This is a genomic window from Phaeodactylibacter xiamenensis (genome assembly GCF_000759025.1).
GTDB classification, from domain to species: domain Bacteria; phylum Bacteroidota; class Bacteroidia; order Chitinophagales; family Saprospiraceae; genus Phaeodactylibacter; species Phaeodactylibacter xiamenensis.
This window is the reverse complement of the sequence record NZ_JPOS01000034.1, coordinates 152,708-179,295: the sequence shown is the minus strand read 5'-3', so window position 1 is coordinate 179,295 and position 26,588 is coordinate 152,708. Positions and strand designations below refer to the sequence as shown.

General features: G+C 51.8%; 27 protein-coding genes, 1 tRNA gene and 1 riboswitch. Of the genes, 14 read left to right on the top strand and 14 right to left on the bottom strand.

The features are described from left to right. Positions 1-2 precede the first annotated feature (2 nt). Genes IX84_RS13485 through IX84_RS13475 form a run of 3 tightly spaced genes read right to left on the bottom strand, consistent with a single transcriptional unit; the run spans position 3 to position 1,990 of the window. The gene (locus IX84_RS13485; RefSeq protein ID WP_044221495.1) at positions 3-674 is read right to left on the bottom strand and encodes a hypothetical protein; all 672 of its coding nucleotides are present in this window, start codon (positions 672-674) and stop codon (positions 3-5) included. Further along, the gene (locus tag IX84_RS13480) at positions 675-1,439 is read right to left on the bottom strand and encodes an LVIVD repeat-containing protein (protein WP_044221667.1); all 765 of its coding nucleotides are present in this window, start codon (positions 1,437-1,439) and stop codon (positions 675-677) included. It lies immediately after the preceding gene. Between the two features lie 20 nt (positions 1,440-1,459). Further along, positions 1,460-1,990, bottom strand: a complete 531-nt coding sequence (locus IX84_RS13475) for a hypothetical protein (protein WP_052515997.1) — start codon at positions 1,988-1,990, stop codon at positions 1,460-1,462. A gap of 99 nt (positions 1,991-2,089) precedes the next feature. Here IX84_RS13475 and IX84_RS13470 point away from each other — a divergent pair, with 99 nt between their 5' ends. Next, positions 2,090-2,665 carry a Uma2 family endonuclease gene (locus IX84_RS13470; protein ID WP_044221492.1) on the top strand — a complete coding sequence of 192 codons (576 nt, stop codon included), beginning with the start codon at positions 2,090-2,092 and terminating at the stop codon, positions 2,663-2,665. Positions 2,666-2,992: 327 nt separating this feature from the next. On the opposite strand, the gene IX84_RS13465 is transcribed toward IX84_RS13470, so the two are convergent. Beyond that, positions 2,993-4,936 (bottom strand): M1 family aminopeptidase, encoded by a 1,944-nt coding sequence (locus IX84_RS13465; protein ID WP_044221487.1) that lies wholly within the window; start codon positions 4,934-4,936, stop codon positions 2,993-2,995. Positions 4,937-5,074: 138 nt separating this feature from the next. Next, positions 5,075-6,871, bottom strand: a complete 1,797-nt coding sequence (locus IX84_RS34435) for a choice-of-anchor L domain-containing protein (protein ID WP_081968748.1) — start codon at positions 6,869-6,871, stop codon at positions 5,075-5,077. A 100-nt stretch (positions 6,872-6,971) separates the two neighbouring features. Then, a riboswitch (cobalamin riboswitch) is annotated at positions 6,972-7,177 on the top strand. 202 nt (positions 7,178-7,379) lie between these two features. On the opposite strand from IX84_RS34435, the gene IX84_RS13455 reads away from it, so the two are divergent. From IX84_RS13455 to hisD, 6 genes are all read left to right on the top strand, one after another. Next, positions 7,380-9,257: a TonB-dependent receptor plug domain-containing protein gene (locus IX84_RS13455; RefSeq protein ID WP_044221484.1), complete on the top strand. Its 1,878-nt coding sequence runs from the start codon at positions 7,380-7,382 to the stop codon at positions 9,255-9,257. Between the two features lie 6 nt (positions 9,258-9,263). Beyond that, positions 9,264-10,241 carry a DUF4465 domain-containing protein gene (locus IX84_RS13450; RefSeq protein ID WP_052515995.1) on the top strand — a complete coding sequence of 326 codons (978 nt, stop codon included), beginning with the start codon at positions 9,264-9,266 and terminating at the stop codon, positions 10,239-10,241. Positions 10,242-10,286: 45 nt separating this feature from the next. Next, on the top strand, positions 10,287-10,865 hold the full coding sequence (locus tag IX84_RS13445; protein WP_044221482.1) for a DUF6580 family putative transport protein: 579 nt from the start codon (positions 10,287-10,289) through the stop codon (positions 10,863-10,865). 466 nt (positions 10,866-11,331) lie between these two features. After that, positions 11,332-11,404: transfer RNA gene (locus IX84_RS13435), tRNA-Phe, on the top strand. Between the two features lie 216 nt (positions 11,405-11,620). After that, positions 11,621-12,484: an ATP phosphoribosyltransferase gene (gene hisG, locus IX84_RS13430; protein ID WP_044221476.1), complete on the top strand. Its 864-nt coding sequence runs from the start codon at positions 11,621-11,623 to the stop codon at positions 12,482-12,484. 5 nt (positions 12,485-12,489) lie between these two features. Beyond that, positions 12,490-13,773: a histidinol dehydrogenase gene (gene hisD, locus IX84_RS13425; RefSeq protein WP_044221657.1), complete on the top strand. Its 1,284-nt coding sequence runs from the start codon at positions 12,490-12,492 to the stop codon at positions 13,771-13,773. Positions 13,774-14,028: 255 nt separating this feature from the next. Here hisD and IX84_RS34595 read toward each other — a convergent pair whose 3' ends face one another. From IX84_RS34595 to IX84_RS13415, 3 genes are read right to left on the bottom strand one after another with little or no spacing between them, the layout of a single operon-like run. After that, positions 14,029-14,166, bottom strand: a complete 138-nt coding sequence (locus tag IX84_RS34595) for a PIN domain-containing protein (RefSeq protein ID WP_152605045.1) — start codon at positions 14,164-14,166, stop codon at positions 14,029-14,031. A 9-nt stretch (positions 14,167-14,175) separates the two neighbouring features. Beyond that, on the bottom strand, positions 14,176-14,490 hold the full coding sequence (locus IX84_RS13420) for a PIN domain-containing protein (protein WP_044221473.1): 315 nt from the start codon (positions 14,488-14,490) through the stop codon (positions 14,176-14,178). Next, positions 14,487-14,747: a hypothetical protein gene (locus tag IX84_RS13415; protein WP_044221469.1), complete on the bottom strand. Its 261-nt coding sequence runs from the start codon at positions 14,745-14,747 to the stop codon at positions 14,487-14,489. Before IX84_RS13415 ends, IX84_RS13420 begins: the two co-directional genes overlap by 4 nt. A gap of 43 nt (positions 14,748-14,790) precedes the next feature. Here IX84_RS13415 and hisC point away from each other — a divergent pair, with 43 nt between their 5' ends. The 5 genes from hisC to sucD all read left to right on the top strand — a co-directional run bounded on the left by hisC (position 14,791) and on the right by sucD (position 19,673). Then, a complete protein-coding gene (hisC, locus tag IX84_RS13410) occupies positions 14,791-15,822 on the top strand; it encodes a histidinol-phosphate transaminase (protein WP_044221464.1) in 1,032 nt (343 codons plus the stop codon). Positions 15,823-15,881: 59 nt separating this feature from the next. Then, positions 15,882-16,985: a glutamine-hydrolyzing carbamoyl-phosphate synthase small subunit gene (carA, locus tag IX84_RS13405; protein WP_044221460.1), complete on the top strand. Its 1,104-nt coding sequence runs from the start codon at positions 15,882-15,884 to the stop codon at positions 16,983-16,985. 80 nt (positions 16,986-17,065) lie between these two features. Then, entirely contained in the window at positions 17,066-18,352 is a 1,287-nt protein-coding gene (eno, locus tag IX84_RS13400) for a phosphopyruvate hydratase (protein ID WP_044221457.1), read from the top strand. Positions 18,353-18,453: 101 nt separating this feature from the next. After that, a complete protein-coding gene (locus IX84_RS13395; RefSeq protein ID WP_044221455.1) occupies positions 18,454-18,771 on the top strand; it encodes an FtsB family cell division protein in 318 nt (105 codons plus the stop codon). 29 nt (positions 18,772-18,800) lie between these two features. After that, positions 18,801-19,673: a succinate--CoA ligase subunit alpha gene (gene sucD / locus IX84_RS13390; protein ID WP_044221452.1), complete on the top strand. Its 873-nt coding sequence runs from the start codon at positions 18,801-18,803 to the stop codon at positions 19,671-19,673. 166 nt (positions 19,674-19,839) lie between these two features. Here sucD and IX84_RS13385 read toward each other — a convergent pair whose 3' ends face one another. The 5 genes from IX84_RS13385 to IX84_RS13365 form a co-directional block, all read right to left on the bottom strand. Further along, complete coding sequence (locus IX84_RS13385) at positions 19,840-20,403, bottom strand: hypothetical protein (RefSeq protein ID WP_044221450.1); 564 nt, start codon at positions 20,401-20,403, stop codon at positions 19,840-19,842. Positions 20,404-20,469: 66 nt separating this feature from the next. Further along, positions 20,470-20,964, bottom strand: coding sequence for a sterol desaturase family protein (locus IX84_RS13380; protein ID WP_044221447.1), 495 nt, complete (start codon positions 20,962-20,964; stop codon positions 20,470-20,472). Positions 20,965-20,985: 21 nt separating this feature from the next. Then, positions 20,986-21,657, bottom strand: a complete 672-nt coding sequence (locus tag IX84_RS13375) for a carotenoid biosynthesis protein (RefSeq protein ID WP_052515994.1) — start codon at positions 21,655-21,657, stop codon at positions 20,986-20,988. A 29-nt stretch (positions 21,658-21,686) separates the two neighbouring features. Then, complete coding sequence (gene crtD / locus IX84_RS13370) at positions 21,687-23,147, bottom strand: 1-hydroxycarotenoid 3,4-desaturase CrtD (protein WP_044221445.1); 1,461 nt, start codon at positions 23,145-23,147, stop codon at positions 21,687-21,689. A gap of 66 nt (positions 23,148-23,213) precedes the next feature. Further along, a complete protein-coding gene (locus IX84_RS13365; RefSeq protein WP_044221441.1) occupies positions 23,214-23,813 on the bottom strand; it encodes a riboflavin synthase in 600 nt (199 codons plus the stop codon). A gap of 140 nt (positions 23,814-23,953) precedes the next feature. On the opposite strand from IX84_RS13365, the gene IX84_RS13360 reads away from it, so the two are divergent. Together IX84_RS13360 and bshB1 are read left to right on the top strand one after the other, a co-directional pair. Then, a complete protein-coding gene (locus tag IX84_RS13360; protein ID WP_044221439.1) occupies positions 23,954-24,448 on the top strand; it encodes a hypothetical protein in 495 nt (164 codons plus the stop codon). 89 nt (positions 24,449-24,537) lie between these two features. Beyond that, positions 24,538-25,269, top strand: a complete 732-nt coding sequence (gene bshB1, locus IX84_RS13355) for a bacillithiol biosynthesis deacetylase BshB1 (RefSeq protein ID WP_044221436.1) — start codon at positions 24,538-24,540, stop codon at positions 25,267-25,269. Here bshB1 and IX84_RS30995 read toward each other — a convergent pair. Next, a complete protein-coding gene (locus IX84_RS30995; protein ID WP_052515993.1) occupies positions 25,257-26,579 on the bottom strand; it encodes a sensor histidine kinase in 1,323 nt (440 codons plus the stop codon). The genes bshB1 and IX84_RS30995 overlap by 13 nt on opposite strands. Positions 26,580-26,588 lie beyond the last annotated feature (9 nt).

Here is a 26,588-nt window from a genome sequence, read left to right as displayed (position 1 = left end):
TGTCAGAAAAGGACGTACCCAATATTCAGGTACAACATGCCCGTGACCCGGATATCGGCTGTATTGATTGCATAATCCGGATCAAAGGCCCCACTGAAGATACTCGTCCGCCGAAGGGAACCATAATCAGGTATATTGCTGAAGGAATTGTCTTGCCCGGTTAGGCCCAGCCCCATGCCTAACTCAACTAACAGGCGCTCATTAAAACTGTGGTCAAACAGGCCGACGTTAAGGAATGCTGATAATTTCCGGCTGTCCACAGAGTAATTGACCAATCGGTTATAGGAGAGTTCGTTTGGTGGGGCAATCCAAAACTCGCCATCTATATCCATTGATACCTGCCGGTATACCAGCAAAAATTCCAGAAAGTACCGGTTGCGCTGTTCCTGGTAGTAGAAACGAACGGCTGGCCGTAACCTGAAACCACTTTTGTCGCCAGTCCTCAGTCCATCCACCTGATCCTCAAGGTTAAGGATCAGCCCTGCCTCCATCTGCCCGTACCAGCGACCACTAATCTGAAACTCTCCTGCCAGATTAAAGGAGGGTAAAACAGGATCGATTAGGCTCAGCGCACCGAGCTTGACCGTCATCTTAGGAACCGAAGCTTCGGGCTGGGCATTGAGAAAACCTGCAATACCAAGGAGCAACACGACAATCGCTGCAGAATGCTTCATTTAAGCGCCAATTGACATTACGGAAATCACCTGAATATTATTGATATCGGTGTAGTCTAATTGAATGAGCGCATCCGTGCCAACCACAAGTAACGTTCCACCAAGAGGGATGACGTCGATGGCGTTAATGTCATTGAGGTAGCGGATTTCCTCCGGCGACTCCGGGTCATCAAGGTTGAAAACACGGAGCCCGTTTGACCCTTCACATACAAAAAGGACATTCCCGTCCAGCCCTAAGCCGTAGGGGCCATCCAGGGAAAGGGAGTTGACCAGATTGGGGCTTTCGATATTGCTGATGTCGATTACATCCAGCGTATTGGCTGCGCCAGCAGCTGCCTCCCGGCATTCAGATACACGCAGGGTTACGTAAGCGTAATTTTGGTTGGCTACTACCGGGTCGCAACTGACTACGTGCTGGTATTCAGACACATAAGCCGGCAGCCCGTTGTCGCTTACCCGATAGATATACATCCCGTTTTGTGTACCCAGCAGCAAGTGGTCCTTGAGCGGGAAGATGGTCTCAACACCCCGGGTGACGACGGTTTCGTCTATCTTTTCGGGCGCTTCCGGCGCACTGATATCAAAAGTGGCCAAAGTCGTATTGTCTACTGTGTACAGGTAATCGCCAATAATAGTAAAACGGGCCAGTGAACCGCCGACGCCTGTCCCGCTGGAAGCAGCCGCACTAATATCGGCGCTATCCTCTGCGCAGCTCAATACAAAGAAGGCAAGTAAGGCAAGGATAAAAGTGGATATCTTAGTCATGGTCGTATTCAGTTTAGAGATTAGCGCCAGCATTCCGGCGATTGGAGGGTCTTTTCGGTCCAGCCCACGATGGTCCCGAGGGCGGGGTCCGGGCATTCAAAGAAGCCAAAGTAGCCTTGGGGCAGGGTTGCACCGCTCTGCGGGAAAGCCCCTTCCACCCGGCTTACCAGCTCCACGTTGTTGATGTCACTGATATTGAGGACCACCAGATCGGCAAGGTTGTTGGCATACAACAGATTACCCTTGATGGAAATATCAGAGTTGCCCTGAATGCTGATGAAGGCAATGCGCTCCGGTTCTGCCGGGTTGCGGTTATCAATGATGTGGATGCCTTTCTGGGCTTCGCCTACGAAGATAAGGCTGTCTTTGTAGTAAATTTTGTTGAGCTCAATGATGGGCTGAGGGGGTTGGCTCTCAATGGTCTTCCAGTCGCCATCAGAATAGACAGGCGCCAGCCCTACCGTTTCTTCCGGAATCTCTACCGGCTCGGTGTAGCAGCCAGCTAAAAACGTTACGGCCAGCAGCAAGCCGGCCCAATGGGTGATTTTCATGGCAAAGCGTTTGATTGCCCAACTAAAACGAAAGGTCGGGGAAAAACGCGGCTTTGGCTATGGATTTATGTATTTTTACTGAACACTTAAAGCTATGCCATGGAAGCAGAGCCCCTTAAAGACTTTTCGTTAGAAGCTTATTTGTCTTTAGAACAGGAATCCGGGATAAAGTATGAGTACCACGATGGTACTGTAGTCGCTATGGCAGGCGGCACCATTGAACACGGATTAATTAGCGGCAATATTTTTGGTGAACTCAAATTGGGACTCCGCGGTCATCAAAAGCCCTGCAGAGCCATCAATGGCGAGGTCAAACTTCACATTGCCAGTTTCAATAAGTATTTATATCCGGATGCCATGGCCATTTGCGGACCACTGCAGCGTGCACCGCAACATCAAGATGCCATTATTAACCCAACCATTATTGTGGAAGTCCTGTCTGCATCCACAGAGCGCTATGACCGGGGGGATAAATTCTTCTTCTACCGCCAAATCCCCACCTTGAAGGCTTACATTCTCATCGACCAGTATTCACCAAGCATCGAAACCTACAACCGCATCGGCGACCTTTGGCAAATTACCCGCACCACTGGATTAGACAAAAGCCTCGCTATTGAGGCCCTAAATCTTGAAATCCCATTGTCAGCTGTTTATGAGGGGGTGGAATGGGAATAGCCAGGGGCATTCGGCGCAGGTACTGACTTTGACATAAAGCACACTGGGTGAATGCCCGGCACTTGCCAAGACTGCTGGGGTAGAGCTTGAGCCCAAGCACTTCACAAGGCTCTGCTCCAGCTTAGTCCGACGGACCCAGATAAAACACCGGGAGAAAGCTCCCCGCAGGGGCGAAGCTGCGATCGGCGACGCAAGCTCAGGCACCGGGTCGGAAAAACCATAACACCCTCTACCCACCGAAGCTTTCAGGCGAAGGAGGGGAAAAGCCATAACACCAGACCGCCTGCAACCTCAGAGAAAACCTTAGCGCCTAACCCCCAGCCGTCCCTACTGCTTCATCACCAACCTGCGGACAACACCATAATTCGTCTGCAACTCCACCGTGTAAGCACCATTGGGCCACTGCCCTACCTCGAGCTGCCGGACGGTACCTGCCCACTGAGCCAGCAACTGCCCGTTGGCATGGTAAAGGCGGGCTTGCTCAAGGGTTGTGCCGGCGGGGAGGCTTAGATTTAGCTTGTCTTGTACCGGGTTAGGGAATACCTGTACCGCTTCCAGCAGTGCGCCTTCGGTATTGGTAAACTGCCCCTGCGTCACGCTGTTGTTGCGGCTCACGATACGCTGCTCGGGATCAAAGTAGACAATCCCAACATTCCCCGGCACCTCGATGGCAAATTGCTGCCCATCAAAAGTATGGTCGAAGACGATGGTGGTGTCAATACCGCCGCTGATCAGGAAGCGTACGGGGACCGGCATTTCGAAAAAGTCGACCGAAGCGTGGGAGGTCTGCTGATCCAGGCGGACGTACAGCGTACTCCCTTCCTGAAACCAACGCATCTGATAGGACGGGTAGCCCTGACCGTAGAGCCAGTCGTCGAAGAATTCGGTCAGGTCCTGCCCGCTTTCGGCTTCCAGATACCCTTTGAGGTCCTCAGATTTGGCGTAGCCAAAGACCAGCTCAGGTGCATCTACATAGTTGCGTACGCCCTGGAAGAAAGCTTCGTCGCCCAGTTTCCAGCGTAGCATGTGGAGGAGCATCGCCCCCTTGGAATAGGACAGGCGGCTGCTGAAAATGCGGCTTACGCTGCTCGTGTCATACACAAAAACGGAGCCGTCGGGTGCGCTTGTCACATGGTTGATTTTACCGGACAGCCAGTTATTCCAGGTATTGGGCCCCAGGTCGTACTGATACGTCAGTCCTTCCAGGTAGGTGGCGAAGCCTTCGTTGAGCCAGATATCCTGCCAGCTGCCACAGGTAACTTTGTTGCCAAACCATTGGTGGGCCAGCTCGTGCGCCTGCAAAAGGTGGGAAAAGCCGCCCATAAAGCTCATCGTTTGGTGCTCCATGCCACCGCCCCAGCCGAATTGGGCATGGCCGTATTTTTCTTCAGCAAAGGGGTACAGCCCGAAGAGCTCGTTGAAGAGTTGCATGATTTCCACCGTAGCAGTAGTAGCCTGTTGGGCATCTGCCAGGTTTTCAGGGAAGACGTAGTTGAGCACCTCGATCGGGGCTCCGTTTTCCACCGGCACGAAGTCGGAGTACTCCGCATAGTTGGTCACTGCAATGGCAATCAGGTAGGCAGGGATGGGATAGCGGTGCTTCCAGTGGTAGATATGCTCATTGCCATCTTCGATAATTTCTTGCAACAAACCATTACTGGCCACCTTGTAGGCAACCGGGGTACGCACCAGTACATCAATACTGTCAATTTTGTCGCTCAGGTCTTGCTTGCAGGGCCACCAATCCCGGGCACCATAGGGCTCGGAAAGGGTCCAGAGCACCGGATTGCCGCTATGGGTGGCTTGCGCGAAGGAGCCGAAGCCATTGGACGGCGGTGCGCCTTCGTAGGTAACGCTTACCGAGTCCAGCTCCGCCATTGACAGGGAATTGGGGAGGTTGATGGTCAGCGTATTGTTGCTTTGGCTGTAGGTTTCCACTTCCTGCCCGTGAAAAATGACACTATTGACCTGCAGGGTATTGGCAAGATCGAAGTGGAGCGCTACGAAGTTGGCCTCCTTAGGCATGAAGTAGGTAGTAACCGTACCGGAAATGTAGTAGTTGTTGGGGTTGATATTCCACTCCAGCCGATGGTACTTGATATCGTAGTCATCGGTCAATGCGGAGGAACGGAAATTCAGCTGCCGCTCGGCTGCGCCACGTTCCATGGCGGTGATGGCTTCCTGATCTTTGCACACCCATTCTTCGGTTTGGGCAGTGCCTAATGTATTCAAAGTAGCCAGCAGCAGACCGGCGAGTATCCATTTTTTCATCGCTAATTTTTTTATTCTCCGAAAAGTAAGCGACAAAAGCCTGAACTACAGTGAGGATGGTCACCGAAGAGGGTGAGATTAGGCAGACAGGGAAGTTCCCCACCTGCCTAACAGCCCTATTTTACCGGCAGAAACCCTTTACTGCTTACTCACCAGCCGTTGTAAAGCGCCCTGCTCATTGGTCAGTTCGATGACATAAACACCCGCACTCCACTGCTCCATTGGAATGGTGGACTGCCCCTGTAGCCCCTGCCGGCAGAGCAACAGTTGTCCGTCGGCGCGAAAAACAGACACGTCATAAGCTGCGGTCATTGCCGGGCGGATGGTCAGGCGGTCTTTGACCGGGTTGGGGAATAGCGCAAAAGCCGTAGCAGGCAAATCCCGGGTACTGACGACCATAACGCTCACCTGTGACACCGCAATAGCCTCCCCACAGTCATTCATAGCCGTGAGAGTTACGGTGTAGCTACCTTCAGAAGCGTAGGTATGCGTGGGCGACTGCTCCGTGCTTTGCTGGCCATCCCCGAAATCCCATAGGTAGGACGTGGCATGTGCTGCATTATTCTGGAAAGCCACCTGCAGCTCATTGACCGTGGCTTCGAAAGCAGCGATAGGCAGGGCCTGAATTTCAACGGCGGCCTCCATTTCAATCGTCGCTGTCTGCCCGAAGGTATCGGTGACGGTGAGCGTTACGGGGTACACGCCAGGCTCATCGTAGGTTACGGTTGGATTAGGGGCATCAGCAGTCGCCGGCTGCCCGCCGGGGAAAGCCCAGGACCAGGTGTCAACGGCGCCTTCCGAGAGGTCCTCAAAGGAAAAAGCATCGCCGGGGCAATTCCCTGCCTCGGGGGTGACGCCAAAATTGGTGAGCAACGGCGGGGCTACCGTCACGGTTTCCACGAAAGTGGCGGAACAGCACCAGGTATGTACTTTGAGCTCTATTGTGTACGTCCCATACGCTGCGTACGTGTGAGGCTCCGGATGCCGCTCTGTGGAAGTGGTGCCATCACCAAAGTCCCATTCGAAGGCCTTGGCAAATGAAGAAGTATTCTCCGCAATGAGTTGATTATCGATGACGCTAAGGTTCGCGTTAGCAGTAGGGGTAAGCAGGGAGTCACCGCCCAGACTGGTAATCCCAATGAAAACACCGGAGTCATAGACCCCGTCCCCAGCATCTGCAATACCAATTTTGATGTGGTAGGTTTCGCCCGGTGTGACGTATGCTTTGGCAGGCAGTAAAGTGGTGTAGGCATCGTAAGCCAGGTCCGTGGCTGTAGTGTCATATATTGGTGGCGACCACGACAGGGTATCAAGAGTGAACTGTGGAATGTAGAAGCTGCTGTTGGAGTCCGCATTCAGGTTATTGATGGTTACCGGAACTACCGGGTCGCTGTCCGGTATAGTAGCAATATTAGTCAGGGAATCATACTCCGGACCACCGCTTATAAAGAAAGCAAAGACATCATTGAATTGACTGCCCACAAACTCCGGGTATTCCTCAGAGCCAAAGACGTAATTAAAGCAGATGGTATCTGTATTGGGCACGATATCAAACTCCAGTACAGCAGCATCATGGGTCAGCATACCGGGCTCCAGCAGATCCTGCAAATCAGCGTCTCCGGGCTGTAATAAGTTATTAAAAGTTGCACTGAAGCTTGCCGGGTTGGCCGCTACGGTTGTCGGGCCGGTGGACAGGAATATCCCGGCATTGATGCCCATATAGGTATCGCCGGCATCAAAAAAAGCCATCCCCTCCGGAGCGCCGGTATAGGTCACATTGGAAGGCGCAACATCAGCATCGCTGAAGAAAGCGGTAACCATTTCAGATGCGGTGTAAGAGGTGTCGACAAACAGGTTGGACTGAGCCAGGAGTACGTTGCTGCTCAAAAGGGCGAACAGGAAAAGGGTGATCGTAGTAATCTTCTTTTTCATCATATCGGGTTTAGTGTTAACCAAAAATAAGGAAAACAGGCGGTAAAAGGCAACTGCTATACAGCGCTGACCAAAATTTAACGTCTACCTGTGCTTTTTTCCCTACCTTTGCGCCAGCTTTGGTACGAATGCTATGTCTGTGACGATGGCCTTCGTTTAAAAGGGAATCAGGTGCAAATCCTGAGCAGTCCCCGCTGCTGTAAGCTTCACAAAAAATGCCCTTTGCGCACTAAGCCACTGTCGGGAGATGATGGGAAGGCCGCAAATGCAGAAGCAAGCCAGAAGACCTGCCAGGCAAGATTTAATTCATTCGGGCTTTCGGAGGAAAAGCAGGGATGGAGTGCTTATTGGGCCTAATGGGTACCGCTGGCCTGTTCTCTACGTAAGGGCAAGCGTACGGCTTAACAAACGCAGGTGTGTAAGAATTTCCTGCACCTTCTTTTGTCCGTTCACCCACACAATGCCCCATTATCCGCTCTTGCCCTGCCCTTCAGGCTCCAAAACCGGCAGGATGCGGCAGCTCCTTATCCTTTTACTGAGCTTTTCATACGCAGTGCCCCTTTTGGCACAGCCCGATACCGCCGTGCTCCTGCCTACTGCCGAAATCACCACTTCGCCCCTTCGCGCCAACTTCACCGGCAGTCAGGAACAACGCTGGGACTCCACCGATGTCAACCGCTACGCCGGCTACTACCTGACCGACCTGCTGGAACGGGAAGGCGGTATTTTCATCAAGAACTACGGCGGGGGCAGCATTGCCACGACCTCTATCCGCGGGGGCAGTGCCGGGCATACAGCGGTCACCTGGAATGGGCTGCCGCTCCAAAGCCCGATGCTGGGCCAACTTGACTTTTCCCTCCTGCCCCTGGCTTTTGTAGATGGGGTGAACCTGCAAAGGGGCGGGGGCAGCGCAGCCTGGGGCAGCGGGGCGATTGGCGGCACGGTGGGTTTGCGCAATACGCCCCTCTCCTACCGGGGCATGGAAGCCGGCGCACAAACCATGCTGGGCAGCTTTGGCTTTCAGGACCATCAGGCGCGGGCCCGCTACCGGGGGGAGCAGTGGGCATTCAATACCCGCCTGTTCCGCCGGTCTGCCGACAACGATTTCAGCTACCGCCTGGATAGCGGAGAAGAGCGGCAGCAAACGCATGCCGATTTCCGGCAGCAGGCCATCATGCAGGAAGTCTACTGGCAGCCCCGCCCCGACCGTCAACTGGCTGCTTTTGCCTGGTGGCAAACCTCCGATCGTAACATCCCGCCCCTGACCACCCAAACCCGGAGCCAAGCCCTGCAGCTCGACACCTTCCTGCGCACCGCCCTGCACTACCAGCAACGCAGCAAACATGGCGTTTTTAATGCCCGCCTGGGCTGGTTCCGGGAAGCGATCGACTACCGGGATGACGCCATTCTGCTTCGGGCGCTCAGCCATTTCCATACGCTCATGGGCGAGGTGGAACATCAATGGGCGCTAAGTGCAGACCTGGAATTACAGGCTGGGCTCTTCTACAACTGGGCTACGGCTACAGCCGATGGGTACCGGGGCGAGCAGCCGGAGCAGCAACGTGCCGCTGCTTTTGCCAGCCTCCGGAAAGAATGGAACGCCCTGCGGGTTCAGCTCAGCCTACGGCAGGAACGAGTCGATGAAAACTGGGTGCCCATCGTGCCTGCTCTGGGCGCAAACGGCCCCATTACTTCTAATCTAAGCTGGCAGGCCAAAATCAGCCGTAATTACCGCATTCCCACCCTGAACGACCTGTACTGGCTGCCAGGTGGGAACCCCGACTTATTGCCCGAAATCGGCTGGAGCGCAGAGGGTGGGCTAAACTGGCAAAAGGAGGCATGGAGCTATACCGTTACCGGCTTCCACCGGCGCATCGACGATTGGATTATGTGGGGGCTTACCGAGGGGCAAAACTTCTGGTCCGCCAATAACCTCACAGAGGTCTGGAGCCGGGGGCTGGAACAGCGCCTATCCTGCCGCTTCACCACCGGAGAATGGCAATGGGAAGGGCAAATCGGCTACGATTACATCCGCTCCACCAATGAAATCGCCATTCAGCAGCCGCGGATTGCCGAAGGGGAGCAACTCGCTTACACACCGGAGCATCTGGGTTTTGCCCGCATATCCGTTAGTAAAGACGCCCTGCAATTCACCTATCAGCATCGGCTGACGAGTGCGGTTCAAACCCTGAATGATACCGAGCTTCCTGGCTATCACCTTGGTTTTGCACAGCTACAGTATCAGCTAAACTGGCAAAAATTCACGCTACAGGCTTTCGGCCGGGCAGACAATCTCTGGGACGCTTCCTACCGCATCGTCGATCGGCGCCCCATGCCGGGCCGCAGCTTTCAGTTAGGCATTAACCTATTTTTCAAACATAAACATTAGCCTTATATGAGATGGACTTCAACGACTATTCTGCTACTGCTCTGTGCCACATTGAACTACGCACAGACAACTGCGGATTTCGAAAACTTTGACCTCGAGCCCGGTGAAGCCCTGAACGGGAGTGACGGGAGCGGGGGGTTCCAAAGCGGCAACCTTTTTCTGCCCAACAGCTACAATCCGGATTTTAATTCCTGGTCTGGCTGGGCTATATCTGCCACCACGGATGTAAATACCCCTGGCTTTATGAATGACCTGAGCGCCATTACCGGAGGGGGGTACAACTCCACAGCCTACGCAGTAAGCTTTGCTTCGCCACAATCCGTGCTGGTACTGCAGGGCGCAGCCGCCGGGGGCGCAGTGGAAGGCTTTTACGTCACCAATGGCACCTATCCTTACCTCAGCATGCTGGAAGGCGATGGCTTCGCCAAGAAGTTTGGCGGAGAATCCGGCGATGACCCCGACTTTTTTCTTTTGACCATAAAAAAGTATCTTGGTGGGGAACTGAGTACGGACAGCGTTAACTTCTACCTGGCGGATTACCGGTTTGAGGACAACAGTCAGGACTATATCGTGGAGGATTGGACCTACGTGGACCTGAGCACGCTTGGCAATGCCGACAGCCTGCAATTCACCATGAGCTCTACGGATAACGGGATGTTTGGGATGAACACGCCGGCCTATTTTTGCATGGACGATCTGATGACTACCGACATGCCGGTCAGCACGCAGCGTGTACAACTGCCCGCAGCTTATCTAAATGTATTTCCTAACCCGGCGGGAGCTACCTGGTATGCGAACTGGGCTACGAATCATGAAGCAGAAGCCAGGTTGATGAATATCAGCGGGCAGGTATTGCAAACTTTTCGGCTTATGCCGGGAGCAAACGCCATAGAAGCCTTAACTTTGCCTGCAGGTATTTACGTACTGCAGGTGCATAATGCTAATGGCTACCTGACCAAAAAACTATTTAAAACCAATTTTTAACGCCTCATCGTCAGGCGTCTCAAAAAACTATAAACTACTTAAGATATGCAAGATCAGAAGCTTAACATCCGGTTTGCTGTAGTAACGGGTATGATTCTCGTGGCGGCATTGTTCCGGATTTTCCCACACCCCCTGAATTTTTCTCCAGTAGCCGCGATGGGCTTGTTTGGTGCCGCTTACTTCAGCAAGCGCTGGCTGGCTTTCCTGGTCCCCGTATTGGCGGTTTTTGCCAGTGATATTGTCATCAATAATGTCATTTATGCCCACTACTTTGAAGGCTTCACCGTGTTCTATGAAGGCTTCTTCTGGCAGTACGGCAGCTACCTGCTCATCGTACTCTTTGGGCTGGGTGTCCTTTCCAAAGTGACCCTGCCCCGTATTCTGGGTGGCGCAATCGGAGCTGGTGCCATCTTCTTCCTGGTGTCCAACTTTGGCGTATGGCTGGGCAGCCCCATGTACCCGCAAAGTATCGGCGGGCTGATGGCTTGCTACGGCGCAGGCTGGCCTTTCTATCAGGCAACCTTTGCCGGTGATCTCATCTTTACCAGTGTCATGTTTGGTGCGTATGAGTTCATCAAACTCCGCTACCCGGCGCTGGATTTCCAAACGCAGCGTATCGCCTAGCCCGACTATCGACTCGATTAGCGCGGCAGCAACAGCCCGGCAATTCCAAAACAGGAAATGCCGGGCTGTTTTTTCTTCTGGCTACAACTCCCTGTACCGCAAAGCCTTAAAACCTAAACTCAGAGGCAAAGACAAAAAATTTAAGCCAAGGGGTTGCGCAGTATGGATATCGCGCTTATATTTGCAACCGCAAAACACCGAAAGCGGTGGCTGATCAAAATAACTTGAAAAGTGTTTTTGCAATTTTCAATTTTTGCGTCAAGCCCGCGGCGAAAATAAAATGCGAACGTAGCAATAGCGAAGGTGAGTATTTTATTTTCTTCAAAAGAGCGGGGTAGCGAAAATTGTATAAACCCAGTTTTTGCGTAAGCCTGCGACAAAATTGAAATGCGAATGAAGCGATAGCGAAGATGAGTATTTCAATTTTTTTTACAGGAGCAGGATTAGCAAAAAATGTCACAACTAAGGTGCGGTAGCTCAGGTGGTAGAGCAATGGACTGAAAATCCATGTGTCGGCGGTTCGAATCCGCCCCACACCACTTCGGAAAGCAGCTCAAAAGGCTGCTTTTCTTATTTAACAACTTATGATTATCAACAACTGGCATCATCACGTACATCATTTCCCACTGCCCGGCAGTGAATGGTGGAATCGTGTGTGAGATGAACCGTTGATTGATCAACTTTAGTCCACAAAAGAGGTTAACCATTCGCTGGTTAACCTCTTTTTTTGTTTCACCACAACCCTCGCGTTTACTATGTCAGACACACGTTTGAAAATCGCTGTTCAAAAATCCGGCCGCCTGTTGGATGGTTCTCTGGAACTGCTCAAAGAGTGCGGCATCCGGGTCAACAACGGCAAAGACCAGCTGAAAGCCTCGGCCAGCAACTACCCCATAGACATTCTGTACCTGCGCAATTCTGATATCCCGCAGTACGTGCAGGACGGGGTAGCCGATATTGGCATTCTGGGCCAAAATACCCTCGTCGAAAAGCAAAAGCAAATCGAAGAAGTGCTGCCCCTCGGCTTCTCTAAATGCCGGCTGTCCATTGCCCTACCCAAGAATACGCCTTATCCCGGACCGGAATGGCTCAACGGCAAGCGCATTGCCACCTCCTATCCCAATTCCCTGCGGCAGTTTATGGCTAAGCACCAAATCGAAGCGGAGATTCACGAGATTTCCGGATCGGTGGAGATTGCACCCAATATCGGGCTGGCAGATGCCATTTGCGACCTCGTCAGTTCCGGCAGCACGCTCTTTAAAAATGGGCTGGAAGAGAAAGAGGTCATCCTGAAATCGGAAGCCTGTATCGTCAGGAATACACAGCTTTCTGCGGGCAAACAAGCCATCCTGGATCAGATTGTGTTCCGCATACAGTCGGTGCTCAAAGCCCGCAACAACAAATACATTCTGATGAACGCCCCCGCCAGCCAAACGGAAGCCATCATCAACATCCTGCCAGGCATGAAGAGCCCCACAGTGATGCCCCTCGCAGCCTCGGGCTGGAACTCCATCCACACCGTAATTGATGAATCCCAATTCTGGGAAATCATCGATCAGCTCAAAGCTGCCGGTGCGGAAGGCATCTTAGTTATTCCCATCGAAAAAATGATTTTGTAATGCAGATGAAAACCTACCTCAACCCGGCTCCGGACACCTGGGGCGACCTCCTCCGCCGCCCTACGATGGCAGCGGCCGACCTCGATAAAATAGTGGGCGGGGTCCTCGCTGATATCGAACAGCGCGGAGATGAAGCCGTGCGGGAATACACCGAACGTTTCGATGGTGTACGCCTTGACGATTTTCGTGTCAGCGAAGCGGAGATTGCGGAAGCCCGGGCCACACTTGCGCCTGAGCTCAAAGCCGCCATCCAACTCGCCCGAACGAATATTGAAACCTTCCACGCCCGGCAGTGGGAACCGGTGGAAGCAGTGGAAACCATGCCAGGCGTGCGCTGCTGGCGCAAAAGTGTGCCCATTGAAAAAGTCGGGTTGTACATACCCGGTGGTACGGCGCCCCTGTTTTCTGCGGTGCTTATGCTCGGCGTCCCTGCAACGATTGCCGGTTGCCGGGAGCGGATTTTATGCACGCCTCCTGATAAAAACGGCAAAGTCAACCCTGCCATTCTCTACACCGCAGACCTCGTAGGCATTACGCAGATTTTCAAGATCGGTGGTGCACAGGCCATTGGGGCCATGACTTACGGCACAGCGACTGTATCCTCCGTCTACAAAATCTTTGGCCCCGGCAATCAGTACGTGACCGCCGCCAAGCAGCTGGCCAGCCGGCGTGGTGTAGCCATTGATATGCCTGCCGGCCCCTCGGAGGTGCTCGTTTGCGCCGACGATACGGCCAACCCGGTATTCGTCGCGGCCGACCTCCTTTCACAGGCAGAACACGGCATCGACAGTCAGGTGGTGCTCGTCACCCTTTCGGAAACAATGGCCAAAGCAGTAGCCGAAGCAGTGGAAGCCCAGCTCGCCACATTGCCCAGGCGGGACATAGCCAAAGAAGCACTGAGCCACAGTGTAACCATAGTGCTCGAAGACCGGGCAGCAGCGGTGGAACTCATCAATGCCTATGCCCCCGAGCACCTTATCCTTTCCGTGGCGGATGCCGGAGAGATGGGCGAACAAATCCTGAACGCCGGCTCGGTATTTCTGGGGCACTACACCCCGGAGTCGGTAGGCGATTACGCTTCCGGTACCAACCACACCCTGCCAACGGATGGGTACGCCCGCAGCTACAGCGGAGTCTCGCTCGACAGCTTTATCAAAAAGATCACTTTTCAGGAGCTAAGCCGGGAGGGGCTGCAGGGGCTCGGGCCTGCGGTACAACGCATGGCTGAAGCGGAGGAACTGATGGCGCATGCCCGGGCGGTGGCGGTTCGGTTGGAGGAGAAAGCGTAATCGCGCTGTGAAACCAAGTGAGCATAAACCTACAAAGCATGAATGATCTTGACACGATCCATGGAGCGTTAGCAGAAATACTACAGAATATGCCTAGAAAAGCATTTCAAAAGCTAAGGACATCAACAGTAAATCATACCCGGTTTGAAGCCTGAAAAGAAAGTCGCTTGATCAGGGGCTTACCGTACAAGAACAAGAGGAGCTTACTCACTTTAAGGTACTCGACCGGCTACTTCAAGCGACGGCCGAAAAGCATTAAAGATAATCTTGTGGTGCGTAATATTGATGTTTTATGAAAACTCCTTCCAGGTGCTTAAAGTCCTTATCTGTTGTCAGTAGGGTAGCTCCAGTGGCTGCAGCTGATGCAGCAATCCAAAGATCATTTTTACCCATATTACGGGATTACAAACCGGCAGGGAGAGGTTGACCTTTTAGTTTGCCCTGACTAAATGCATCAATTTCACCATACAATCGAAGGACATCTTTACTATTAATGGGAATGACTAAAAACTTATTTAATTCGTGGTATATGCTTTCTACTCGTTTAGGTCCCCAATTCCGTTTTAACGCCAAAGCATTCAATTCTCCTATTGACACCACTGAAATGGCAAGAATACCAGAAGCAGCACTCAAATTGAACTGTTCATCAATAGCTGCAGTAATTGCACCATCCCGGAGAAAATCAAGAATGAGATTCGTGTCAAACAATAATATCATTCTTCCAGAAGCCTTAATAATTCAGAATACTCTTCTCCATCTATATCTAAAGCCCCCCTGGCGGAAAGCACCTCTCGCAGGTTGTAATTTTGTTCCTGAGCAAGTTCTTCCACGGAAATATAGGTGCGAGTAGGTTCACTGAAATATTGTAAGACTTTTCGGCGCTCAGCAGTTTCTTTCAATTCAGTAATAAGTTGCTCGTCCTCCGTTGAGGCGATCAAAGCAATAAGTTGAAGCCGATCAGTTTTTACTGTCATTCGTTTTTCTTTAAGAACAATACAAAATACAACAAAAGTTCCTATGATACAAAACCTAGTCCGCCCCAACATCAACCGCCTCACCCCCTACTCCTCTGCCCGTTCGGAGTTCAAAGGGAAGGCCGAGGTCTTTTTGGATGCCAACGAAAGCCCGTATGAGACCGGCTACAACCGCTACCCGGACCCCTTGCAGTGGAAGCTCAAACAGGCCATCAGTACCCTCAAAGGCATTGCCCCGGAGCACATCTTCCTCGGCAATGGCAGTGACGAAGCGATTGACCTGCTGCTCCGGATTTTTTGTGAGCCCGGGGCCGACCACATCATCATCCTGCCACCTACCTACGGCATGTACCGGGTATCCGCTGACATTTCCAATGTGGCGGTGAAGGAAATCCCTCTGCGCCCGGGTAGTTTTCAGCCGGATGTTGAGGCGGTGCTGGCTGAAGCCGATGCCCATTCCAAACTGCTGTTCATCTGCAGCCCCAACAACCCGACCGGCAACAGCATTCGCCCCGGGCTGATCCGGGAACTCACAAAAGGCTTCCCGGGGATTGTGGTGGTGGATGAAGCTTATATTGACTTCTCTGCTCAGGAAAGTGCTATCCGCCTGCTACCGGAATATTCCAATCTTGTTGTCCTGCAAACCTTTTCCAAGGCCTGGGGCATGGCAGGCATACGGCTGGGTATGGCTTTTGCCTCTGAAGAGATCATTGGGTATTTCAATAAAGTGAAGCCCCCTTACAATATCAACCAACTGACCCAAGAGGCAGCATTAAAGGCTTTAGACAAACAGGAAGCACAGGAAGCACAAGTAAAGCAACTGCTTGGTCAGCGTACCCTGCTGCAGCAATACCTGGGCGGGCTGCCTTTCGCGGAGCGTATCTACCCTTCTGATGCCAACTTCCTGCTTGTAAAAGTGGAGGACCCGACCGGCATTTACAACTACCTCGTAGACCGGGGTATCATCGTGCGGGACCGCTCCCGGGTGACGCTGTGCGAGGGCTGCCTGCGCATCACCGTGGGAACGCCGGAAGAAAACGAGCGGCTATTCCGGGCACTGGTGGAGTTTGAGTAAGGCACAAGCTTTGCTTTTAGCCCCCGGTGCCTTATCTTTGCGCGAAATTCCTCAAGTTAATGAGCGACATTCAGCAAGTTCCCGCCGTATTATTATTAGAAGATGGGACCGTTTTTCACGGTCTTTCCGCCGGAAAAATTGGCACCACCACCGGAGAGATTTGTTTCAATACTGGTATGACTGGCTATCAGGAGATCTTCACCGATCCTTCCTACTATGGCCAGCTGATGGTGATGACGAATGCCCATATTGGCAATTACGGTACCAAGCGTACGGAGTCAGAGTCTTACAGCATCAAGATCAATGGATTGATCTGCAAGAACTACACCAACGAATACCACCGCCCAATCGCTGATCAGTCCATTCAGGACTACTTCGAGGAAGAAGGCCTGGTGGGCATTTGCAGCGTAGACACTCGTGCTATCGTGCGGCATATTCGCAGCAAGGGAGCCATGAACGCCATCATCTCCTCGGAGACCACCGACCTGAAAGTACTGGAGCAAAAACTGGCGGAAGTGCCTTCCATGGATGGGCTGGAGCTGGCTTCTAAGGTCAGCACTAAGGAAATTTACACCTTTGGAGACCCGCACGCGAAGTACAAAGTTGCGGTGATGGACTTTGGCATTAAGCAGAACATACTCAACAGCTTTGCAGAGCGCAACTGCTACATGAGAATCTTCCCGGCCAAAACGCCCCTTGAGGAAATCCGTGAATGGGGGCCAGATGGTTACTTCATGTCCAACGGCCCCGGCGACCCCGCACCGATGGATTATGCGGTTCAGAATGCCAAAGCCATACTGGAAGAAGATAAACCGCTGTTTGGCATCTGCCTGGGCCATCAGATTCTGGCACTGGCGGTAGACATCCCGACCTACAAGATGCACCACGGGCACCGCGGTATTAACCACCCGGTCAAAAACCTGGCTACCGGCAAATGTGAAATCACCAGCCAAAACCATGGCTTCGGTGTATCTCCGGAAGCCTTACAGGCAAACGCTGACAAGGTGGAAATTACCCATATCAACCTTAACGACGATACGATTGAGGGCATGCGCATCCGTGGCAAGAAGGCTTTCTCGGTACAGTACCACCCCGAAGCTTCCCCTGGCCCGCATGACGCCCGCTACCTCTTCGACCATTTCGTGAATTTAATGGAAAATTAATCCTGTAAACACTGCAGGATAGCGAACCTACACCTATTTTTAGGTGCTTAACAGAATATAGAGAATTAAAACCAACCAACATGAGTATTATCCTTGATATTGCAGCCCGACAGATACTGGACTCCCGAGGCAATCCGACTGTAGAGGCAGAAGTCATTACAGAAGATGGTTTCCTGGGCCGTGCGGCGGTGCCTTCAGGTGCTTCTACCGGTAAACATGAAGCGGTAGAGCTTCGCGATGGCGACAAAAGCCGTTACCTGGGCAAAGGCGTGACTAAAGCGGTGGAAAACATCCGCGAAGTCATCCTGGAAGAGCTCGTTGGTGTTGACGTGACGGATCAGCGTTACATCGATATGCTGATGCTGGAAATTGACGGCACTAAAAACAAGGGTAAGCTCGGTGCCAATGCTATTCTGGCCGTGTCGCTGGCTTGCGCCAAAGCAGCTGCTGAGTCAACCGTACAGCCCCTTTACCGCTATCTGGGCGGTGTGAATGCCCACGTCCTTCCGGTACCGATGATGAACATCCTCAATGGTGGCTCGCATGCAGACAACAGCATTGACTTTCAGGAATTCATGATCATGCCGGTAGGTGCAAGCACTTTCTCCGAAGGCTTGCGCATGGGCGTGGAAATCTTCCACCACCTCAAAAATGTACTCAAGGACAAAGGCTACTCCACCAACGTTGGTGATGAGGGTGGCTTTGCACCGAATATCAAGTCCAATCAGGAAGCGATTGAAACGGTCCTGACTGCGATCGAGAAGGCAGGCTACAAGCCGGGCGAAGAAATCTACATCGCAATGGACGCCGCCGCTTCTGAGTTCTACAATGCCGATGAGAAAGTCTACCACTTCCATCAGTCCACCGGCGATAAGCTGACCAGTTCTGAAATGGTAGACTACTGGAAGCAGTGGGTCGACAACTACCCGATCTTCTCTATTGAGGATGGCCTGGATGAAGACGACTGGGCAGGCTGGAAAGCGCTGAACGCGGCTATCGGCGACCGCACACAGCTGGTGGGTGATGACCTTTTCGTGACCAACGTGGAGCGCCTGCAGCGTGGCATTGACGAAAGTGCTGCCAACTCTATCCTGATCAAAGTCAATCAGATTGGCTCCCTGACGGAGACAGTTGAAGCGGTAAACCTGGCGACCCGCCACTCTATGACAAGTGTGATGAGCCACCGCTCCGGCGAGACAGAAGATACCACAATTGCTGACCTGGCCGTAGCACTGAATACCGGACAAATCAAGACCGGCTCGGCTTCCCGCTCGGACCGGATCGCGAAGTACAATCAGCTTATCCGCATTGAAGAAGAGCTGGGCGATCAGGCTTACTACCCGGGCACTTCTATTTTAAAGAAGTAACCGGCATATCGGGTCAAGCCCTCTTTTTTCTGAGATAATTAGTGGGTCTGCCTTCATCTTCGTATGTTCGTCAGACCCACTAACTTTATAAACCGATTGTCATGGCAAAAATAAGCAATCCGCTACAGCCACTTTTGGAGCAACTGCCCGCGCCCCTGAGGAACAAATACTTCGTTACCCTGGCGCTGTTCCTGGGCTGGATGGTCTTCTTTGACAATCATGGCGTGCTGACTCAAATAAAGTTGCAGCGCACCGTTAATAAGATGCACCGCGACAAAGCGATATACGAAGAGAAAATAGAGGAAGCCAAACAGGAACGCCTGGATTTGGAAGTCAATAAAGAAAAGTTTGCCCGCGAGCAGTACTACATGAAAAAGCAGGGCGAAGATGTATTCATCATTGAAGAAATTGAAGATTAAGATCAACAACAATCGATAAAACCATAGTTATGTCAGTTCTTGTCAATAAGGATTCTAAAATCATTGTGCAGGGCTTCACCGGGAAGGAAGGCTCGTTCCATGCCGGGCAGATGATCGAGTATGGCACCAACGTCGTAGGAGGCGTAACGCCGGGAAAAGGTGGTCAGGAGCACCTAGGAAAGCCGGTTTTCAATACAGTTGCCGATGCTGTTAAGGATGCAGGTGCAGACACTGCCGTTATTTTTGTACCCCCTGCCTTTGCAGGTGATGCGATCATGGAAGCAGCTGATGCCGGCATTAAGGTCATTATCTGTATTACGGAAGGTATTCCGGTACAGGATATGGTTAAGGTCAAGGCCTATATTAAGGATCGCGACTGCCGCCTTATCGGACCTAACTGTCCGGGTATCATCACACCGGGCGAAGCGAAATGCGGTATTATGCCTGGCTTTATCCACAACCCGGGGCGCATTGGTATCGTTTCCCGCTCCGGCACTCTGACGTACGAAGCCGTTGATCAGGTGACCAAAGCCGGAATGGGCCAATCTACCTGCATCGGTATCGGTGGCGACCCCATCGTAGGTACCACCACTAAGGAAGCTGTCGAATTGCTGATGAATGACCCTGACACGGATGGCATCATCATGATTGGTGAAATTGGCGGTGGCATGGAAGCTGAAGCTGCGCGCTACATCAAAGAGCACGGCACTAAGCCTGTAGTTGGTTTTATTGCCGGTCAGACAGCTCCCAAAGGTCGTACAATGGGTCACGCCGGTGCAATTATCGGCGGCGCAGAGGATACCGCAGAAGCCAAGATGAAAATCATGGAAGAATGTGGCCTGCACGTCGTGAAATCTCCTGCAACCATCGGCGAGACTATGAAGAAGGCACTGCAGGGTTAAACCCTACGCAGTTCTGTGCATACCACCAAAGCAAAGTGCCCACTCCTCGAAAATCGTGCAGTGGGCGCTTTTTTTTCATCTAAACGATATGGCAGGGGGTAGTGTAGTCCGGACAATAACCTGCACCAAGCGCACCTATTTACCAGGCACCCTACCCTGTAGCGTGCTAATAAGACAACAGTACCACAAGCGCAATTAAAGCCAGGACTATGAGGGTGACGGTGATCAGAAAGCTATTGTTGTTGCGGTACTTATTGAACAGCTTTTCGAGGGCTTCCCTCCAAACAAGCCTACTGCCCACACGCTCGTGCAGCATGACCAGGTACTCGGGGCGGCCCAGCTTTTTATTGTCTCCATGCTTGGACAGGATAAAAAATTCCGGATCCAGGAAAGCGAGGTCGTACAGTTCTGAGGGTTCTTCTTCATCTAAACTAACCATAAGCTTATTGGAACTGCTCAGGTAACGCCACTCTCCGACTTCCACGTCACCATTGGTGGACCTCAGGTACTCGTTCTCTTCATTGAAAAAGTGAAGGATGGCATCGTGGAAGTTTTCATCATCCCTGAATTCCAGCCAGGGCTTATTCAGGTAGAACTTCTCTTCCCTCAGGTCCTCGCTAAGGGGGCGAACCACTTTGAGAATAGCCCGCAGGCTGTCATCCATATTGGTATGCTCCGGGACGGGCTCGCTGAGCGATTGATTAACCTTGGCTAGATATTTATTTTCCACAGTTTTGAGGTCTTATATTCCAAAAATACCAATACTGCGGCATAGATGCTAATCCTGAGGAGGGGTTTAACCTGCTTTGGCCTCTTCTTTTGCCCACTCACTGCGCTTTCGGAAGTACTTTGGGTTGACGATTAGTAACCCAAAAGACTCTCCATCTTCCTTTTCACGCTTAGCGTGGTGGGCACCATGCGCCCGCAGGATGGCACGGGAGTACTTGCTGTCGAGCTGCCGGAACCACTTGAAACGCTGATGAATGTATACATCGTGAATCAGGAAGTAAATCATACCATAAATAGAGATCCCGATGCCAACAAACAACAGCCAGAAATAACCCGGCACAGCCAGACCTACGATGTAGGAAATCGCGCTTGGAATGGCAAAAACCAGGAAGAACAGGTCGTTCTTTTCAAAAAAGCCGTCCTTCTCATGGTGGGGCTTATGGTGGTCCTCATGCCAGTTCCACAAAAAGCCATGCATAATGTACTTATGCGCAAACCAGGCCATAAACTCCATACCAATTACGGCTGCCAGGGTGATCAGTGAATAAAGGATTACATTCATTTGTGTCCTAACGATTGAAGTTTAAAAAATCAGCAGGGCTGCAAAAAAGATGATTTGTAGGCAAAACAACGCCACTGCCACTTTGTTGCGCCGCGCGGGGTGCCAGTAAGCAAAGAGGACTTCCAGGGGCCAGGCTACCGCCAGCCAGCCGAGGTAATTTTGCAGGGGTACCACATCGCCCTCCCAGGACCAGAACCCATAGGCCATCGCTACCGGTTCTATCATTACATCCAGGCCCACCATCATTAATGCGGCCAGGGTACCCCGAAGCCAGAAGCTGCGCTGCCCGAGCAGTGTATTGCTCAGAATTCCTGCGCAGTAGCCAAGCATCAGCCAGTTTACGCCAATCATAAGCGGTGTACCCCAAATCTTAGGCCCAAGCACACGGCCATAGGCATAATCCCCGAACAACAGCCCGGTCTGAACACCAAACAGCTCTGCCCCAAAGCCTGCCAGATAGGCAATCAGCAGGTACAAAACAGTCTTGCGTTGCCACTCACCGTGATACCAAAGCACCAGGCCTACCGAAACCAACAGATTGAGGGGCGTGAGCAGGATGAAGTCCGGATGAATGGGCAGTAAAATGCCCACAATGCCGACCAGGTATAAAACCGACAGCACCGCAATCGACAAATCTGCCGATTGCAGGCCCAAAAACTTCCAGTTAGGGGCTTCCAGAGATTTACTTGTCATTGATTGAATCTTCAATTTTCAATTGCTGCTCAGGCAGCTTCCATTACATCCTCTACAATTTTGGCAGAAAGCAGGCAAAGTGGAATGCCGCCACCGGGGTGCACACTGCCTCCGCAAAAGTACAGATTCCTGATCCGGTTGGAAAAGTTGGCGTGCCGCATAAAGGCAGCCATACGGTTATTGGAACTCGTACCATAAAGGGCCCCGAGATGAGAACGGGTTTTAGACTCAATGCTTCTGGGGTCCAGAATATCCTCACAAACGATTAGGGATTTCAGGTCCACGCCCAGTATACGGCCTACTTTTTGGATAACCTGCTCCCGGGCCCGGTCAATGATGGCATCCCAATCCTGTCCGCTATCATAAGGGACGTTGATCATTGTGAACCAGTTCTCGTGGCCTTCGGGGGCATCACCCGGCTCGCATTTGCTGGAAATATTAACGTAGACCGTCGGATCTTCATACACTTCTCCGGCTTCCAGCAGGGCAAACTCCTGCTTATAATCTTCGCTGAAGAAAATATTATGCAGCCCAAGCTCTTCAAAGCTATGCCGAATGCCCCAGTAAAAAATCAGGGCGGAGGTCGACTTTTGTTGCTTTAGCGTAAGCTGTGGATGCCTGGCATCCGGGAGTAACTTCTTATACGTGAAGAAGACGTCCATATTACTGATAATGCGGTCGTAGTGGTGCTGTGCTTCGCCCACCTGCAGCCCTACCGCCCGTCCATTTTCCACCAGGATACGGTCAACCGGTTGCCCCATGTGAAAGGTCACGCCTTTGCGGACCGCCAGGTCGTAGATGGCCTGCGTAATGGCATTCATCCCTCCCCTTGGGAAATAGGCCCCTATCTTATGCTCAAAGTGCGGAATGATACTTAGCAGCCCGGGCGCTTTGTAGGGGTTGGAGCCGTTGTAGGTGGCAAAACGGTTGAATAGCTGCACCAGTTTGGGCTCCTGCAGCAAGCGCTCGTTCACCCGGTTCATGCTTGTAAACAAGTCCAGCCCGGGGATCTTCAGCATAGCCTTAAGCACTTTGGCATTGGTCCAGGTAGACAGCCGGTGAAGTGATTTTTCAAGGAAGATACGCCCGGTAAGCTCGTATTTGTAAGCACTGTCAGATAATGCAGTATGTACCCGATCCGCCGGCACGCCAAGCTTATCTTCCACCTCTTTGCCAAATGCAGTGGGGTCAGCGTAAGCATTCAGGCGGGTGCCGTCTTCCCAAAAATAGTGGCAAACGGTATCCAGCCGGTCATATTGGAAATGCTCCAGAGGGTCTTCACCTGCCAGCCGGAAGAGATCGTCCACGTACTGTGGCATAGTGAAGAGTGAAGGTCCTGCATCAAAGCGGTAGCCCTGCAGGTCAAACTGCGACAGCTTGCCTCCGGGATAGTCGTTGGCCTCGAAGACCTCTACTTCATGCCCCTGCACAGCCATCCGCACTGCACTGGCCAGTCCGGCAATACCTGCACCGATAATTCCAATACGCATATTGAATTCTTTGTTGTCGGGCGATTAACATTCACCATTCCGGAATGTTGGTAGCCCGGCGGGTTTTTAGACTTTTTGAGCGTACAGATGGGCATAGCGGGCTATGTACTTCCCGATGATGTCAAATTCCAGGTTAACACGGTCTCCTGCCTCAAGGTCCTTGAAGTTGGTATGCTCATAGGTGTAGGGGATGATAGCTACCGAAAAACGGTCCCCCACCGGCTCTACCACCGTAAGGCTCACGCCGTTAATGCAAACGGAACCTTTATCTACCAGCAGGTGCTCTTCCGTAGGCTGATACTTGAAGCGATAGTACCAACTGCCGTCCCGGGTTTCTACTTCCGTACAAACAGCCGTGGCATCCACGTGCCCCTGCACCATGTGGCCATCGAGGCGGGCATCTGCTTTCATTGCCCGCTCCAGATTGACCAGGCTGCCTACAGACCAGTCGCCAAGGTTGGTCCGCTTCAGGGTTTCTTCGATTGCAGTGACGGTGTGGGTGCCTTCGTCCAACTTTACCACTGTAAGGCAGGTGCCATTGTGCGCTACACTCTGATCAACCTTTAGGGCACCAGAGATCGGGCTGGCAATGGTAAAATGTACGTTTGTACCTTCCTGCTTAATTTCCCGTACTTCTCCTGAGGCTTCGATTATTCCTGTGAACATATCAATTGTATTGGTCTTCTTTTGTGAAAAACAGCCCCCCTCCTATTTAGTTGTCTGGTCCATGCCCGCGTATTTTGTAACTTTAAGCTACCTTCGCGTTATACAGTTAATTACGCCCTTACGTAATTTGGAACATCATTATGGAAGACATCAACCTGGAACAATGGCTGGAAACAGCTACGGACTACCTGGCTTCTACCGGACCTATGGAATGGGGTATCGGAGGAGGTGGGCTTATCATCTTCATTCTGCTGATCTCCCTGTCCGGCGGCCGGCGGCGCAGGAAGCGTAAAGCCAAGGCCATAGCGCCCAACCTGACCATCAGTGCGTTCCAGCTCTCGCCAATGGGCAGAGATGCTTACTTCAAGGTGCATAACCACGGGCAGCTTGCCCGGCTGAGCATGCTGTCCATTAAAGGAAAGGGGCACATACAGGTCAAGAATAACATCGCCGGGCATGAAATCAACACTGGTGACTCCTATCGCATCCTGCTGGAAGCTACCGGCCAGAAAAAGATCAATAAAGATTTTATCGTGGAGCTTACCTACCTTGATCAGCTCGGCAATGTCTACCGGCAGGACTTTCCGATCGCCAAACAAGTTGCAGAGCAACCTAAGCTGATTAAATTTGCCTGATTGCATCCTGAACTCTGGGCAGCAATACGGTGTTCCCCGTCCTGTTACTGTATTTTCATTAAATCAAAATGCACTTTTGCCCCTTCCTCATGAAAGTAGATATACTAGCCATCGGCGTACACCCTGATGATGTAGAACTGAGCTGTAGCGGCACCCTGCTGCGGCATATGGATCAGGGTAAAACAGTGGGCCTGCTCGACCTCACACGAGGGGAACTGGGCACCCGGGGCACTGCTGAAATCAGAGATCAGGAAGCGGCAGATGCGGCGGAATTGCTGGGCGCCTCGTTTAGAAAAAACCTGGAAATGGAAGACGGGTTCTTTGCCTATAACCCGGAAAACATAAAAAAAATCATCGCCATCATCCGGGAACATCAGCCGGAAATCATACTCTGTAATGCGGTAGACGACCGGCACCCCGATCATGGCCGGGCAGCAAAGCTTACCGCTGATGCATGCTTCTACTCAGGTCTGGTGAAAATACCGACCTATGACGCAGAGGGCAATCCACATGAACGGTGGCGGCCGAAGGCAGTATACCATTACATACAGGACTTCAACTTAAAACCAGATTTTGTAGTAGATATTTCGGAGTACATGGAGCGAAAGTTGGATTTGGTAAAGGCATTCCGCTCGCAGTTTTATGTTCCTGATGCTAAAGAATATGAACAGGAACTAAGTTCACCAATTTCCTCCAAAAGCTTTATGGATTTCCTGAAAGCCAAGGCCGCTACTTACGGCCGCCCTGCGGGATTTGATTTTGGAGAAGGGTTCACGGTGCCTCGTACTCCAGGTATTCAGGACTTGTTTCAACTGTCGTAAGCATTGCCGCCCTGAGCATTTTTTGGAAAAGAAAAGTAGAAAGTAGCGCCTTTTCCTTCCTGCCCTTCCCCCCAGAAACGGCCGCCGTGCAGCTCCACGATTTGCTTTACAATCGCCAGCCCGATGCCAGTGCCTTCAAACTCATGAGCAGAATGTAATCGCATGAAAGGACGCCCAAGGTCATTTGCAAACTGCTGAGGAAAGCCTGCTCCATTGTCTTTGACAAATACAATTTGTTCGCCCCTGTCCTGATAAGTCCCCACCTCAATTTTAGGAAGCTCCGTTTTTTCGGAGTACTTCACCGCATTGGAAAGTAAGTTATGGAAAACATGCCACACCAGCCCCTCGTCGCCAGCCACCTTCCCCAATAGGTCTTTTTGGAATTCAACTTTCCGTTCGGTAACAATATCTTCTCCAAGCTCTTTCCAAACCTTATCAGACATTTCATCTAAATCAACTATTTTCCGCTCAAGGTCTGACTTACCTATTTTATTCAGTAGTGTAAGCCCCTCAATAATCTCCTGGATCTTGTCATGATTTTGCTTAATCATTCCAAATAAGTCGGCTACTTCTTCCTTTTCCCGGAGGGGCAATCTCCGCTCCACCAACTGCGTAAATGACTGTGCACGGCGGAGCGCGCCCTTCAGGTCGTGGGTGATTGCAAAATTAAAGCCGACCAGGTTGGCATTAACGTCTTCCAGCTCTTCCCGCTGCCTGGCAATACGGGCTTCTTTTTCTTCAAGGGTATACAAGTAGGTAGCTTTCTCTTTTTCCTGCCGGTGCTGGCCACGGAGTACAAAAATAGAGAATACCGCCAGTATCAAGATGGAAGCAGCCCATCCCATACTTTTGATTTCACCCATAAAAATACCAATGATAAACACCACTGTTAAAATGCCGGTAGCCCACATCACAATAGGGCGTGCCCCCTGAGCTACCAGGGTATTAATGGCTAAAATCGTTAGTGTCCCCGTTGTCACGGCAAAGTATTCTGTCACCCCGTACATGGAGCTGGTAAATACCAAACCCGAGATGCCCAGCATCATTATAAGGTAAGCCGTTAACGTGATACCGTGAAAAGTATTTATTTGACGGGGAGAAGGCTTGAAGACCAGGCTAATGAGAAAAAAAACTGCGGCTGCTGCACCGATACCGCGCCAAAGGAGGGTACCTTCCAAGCCCAGTTCGGTCCGGTCTGTGTAATAAAAAAAAGGGAGAATCATGAATGCCAGTACAGCTGTTACCAAACCATACCAACGGGAACGTTTAGCTTGTTCACTCAGAAACCTCGATTGATGAGCTTGGTTCATTTTTGTGCT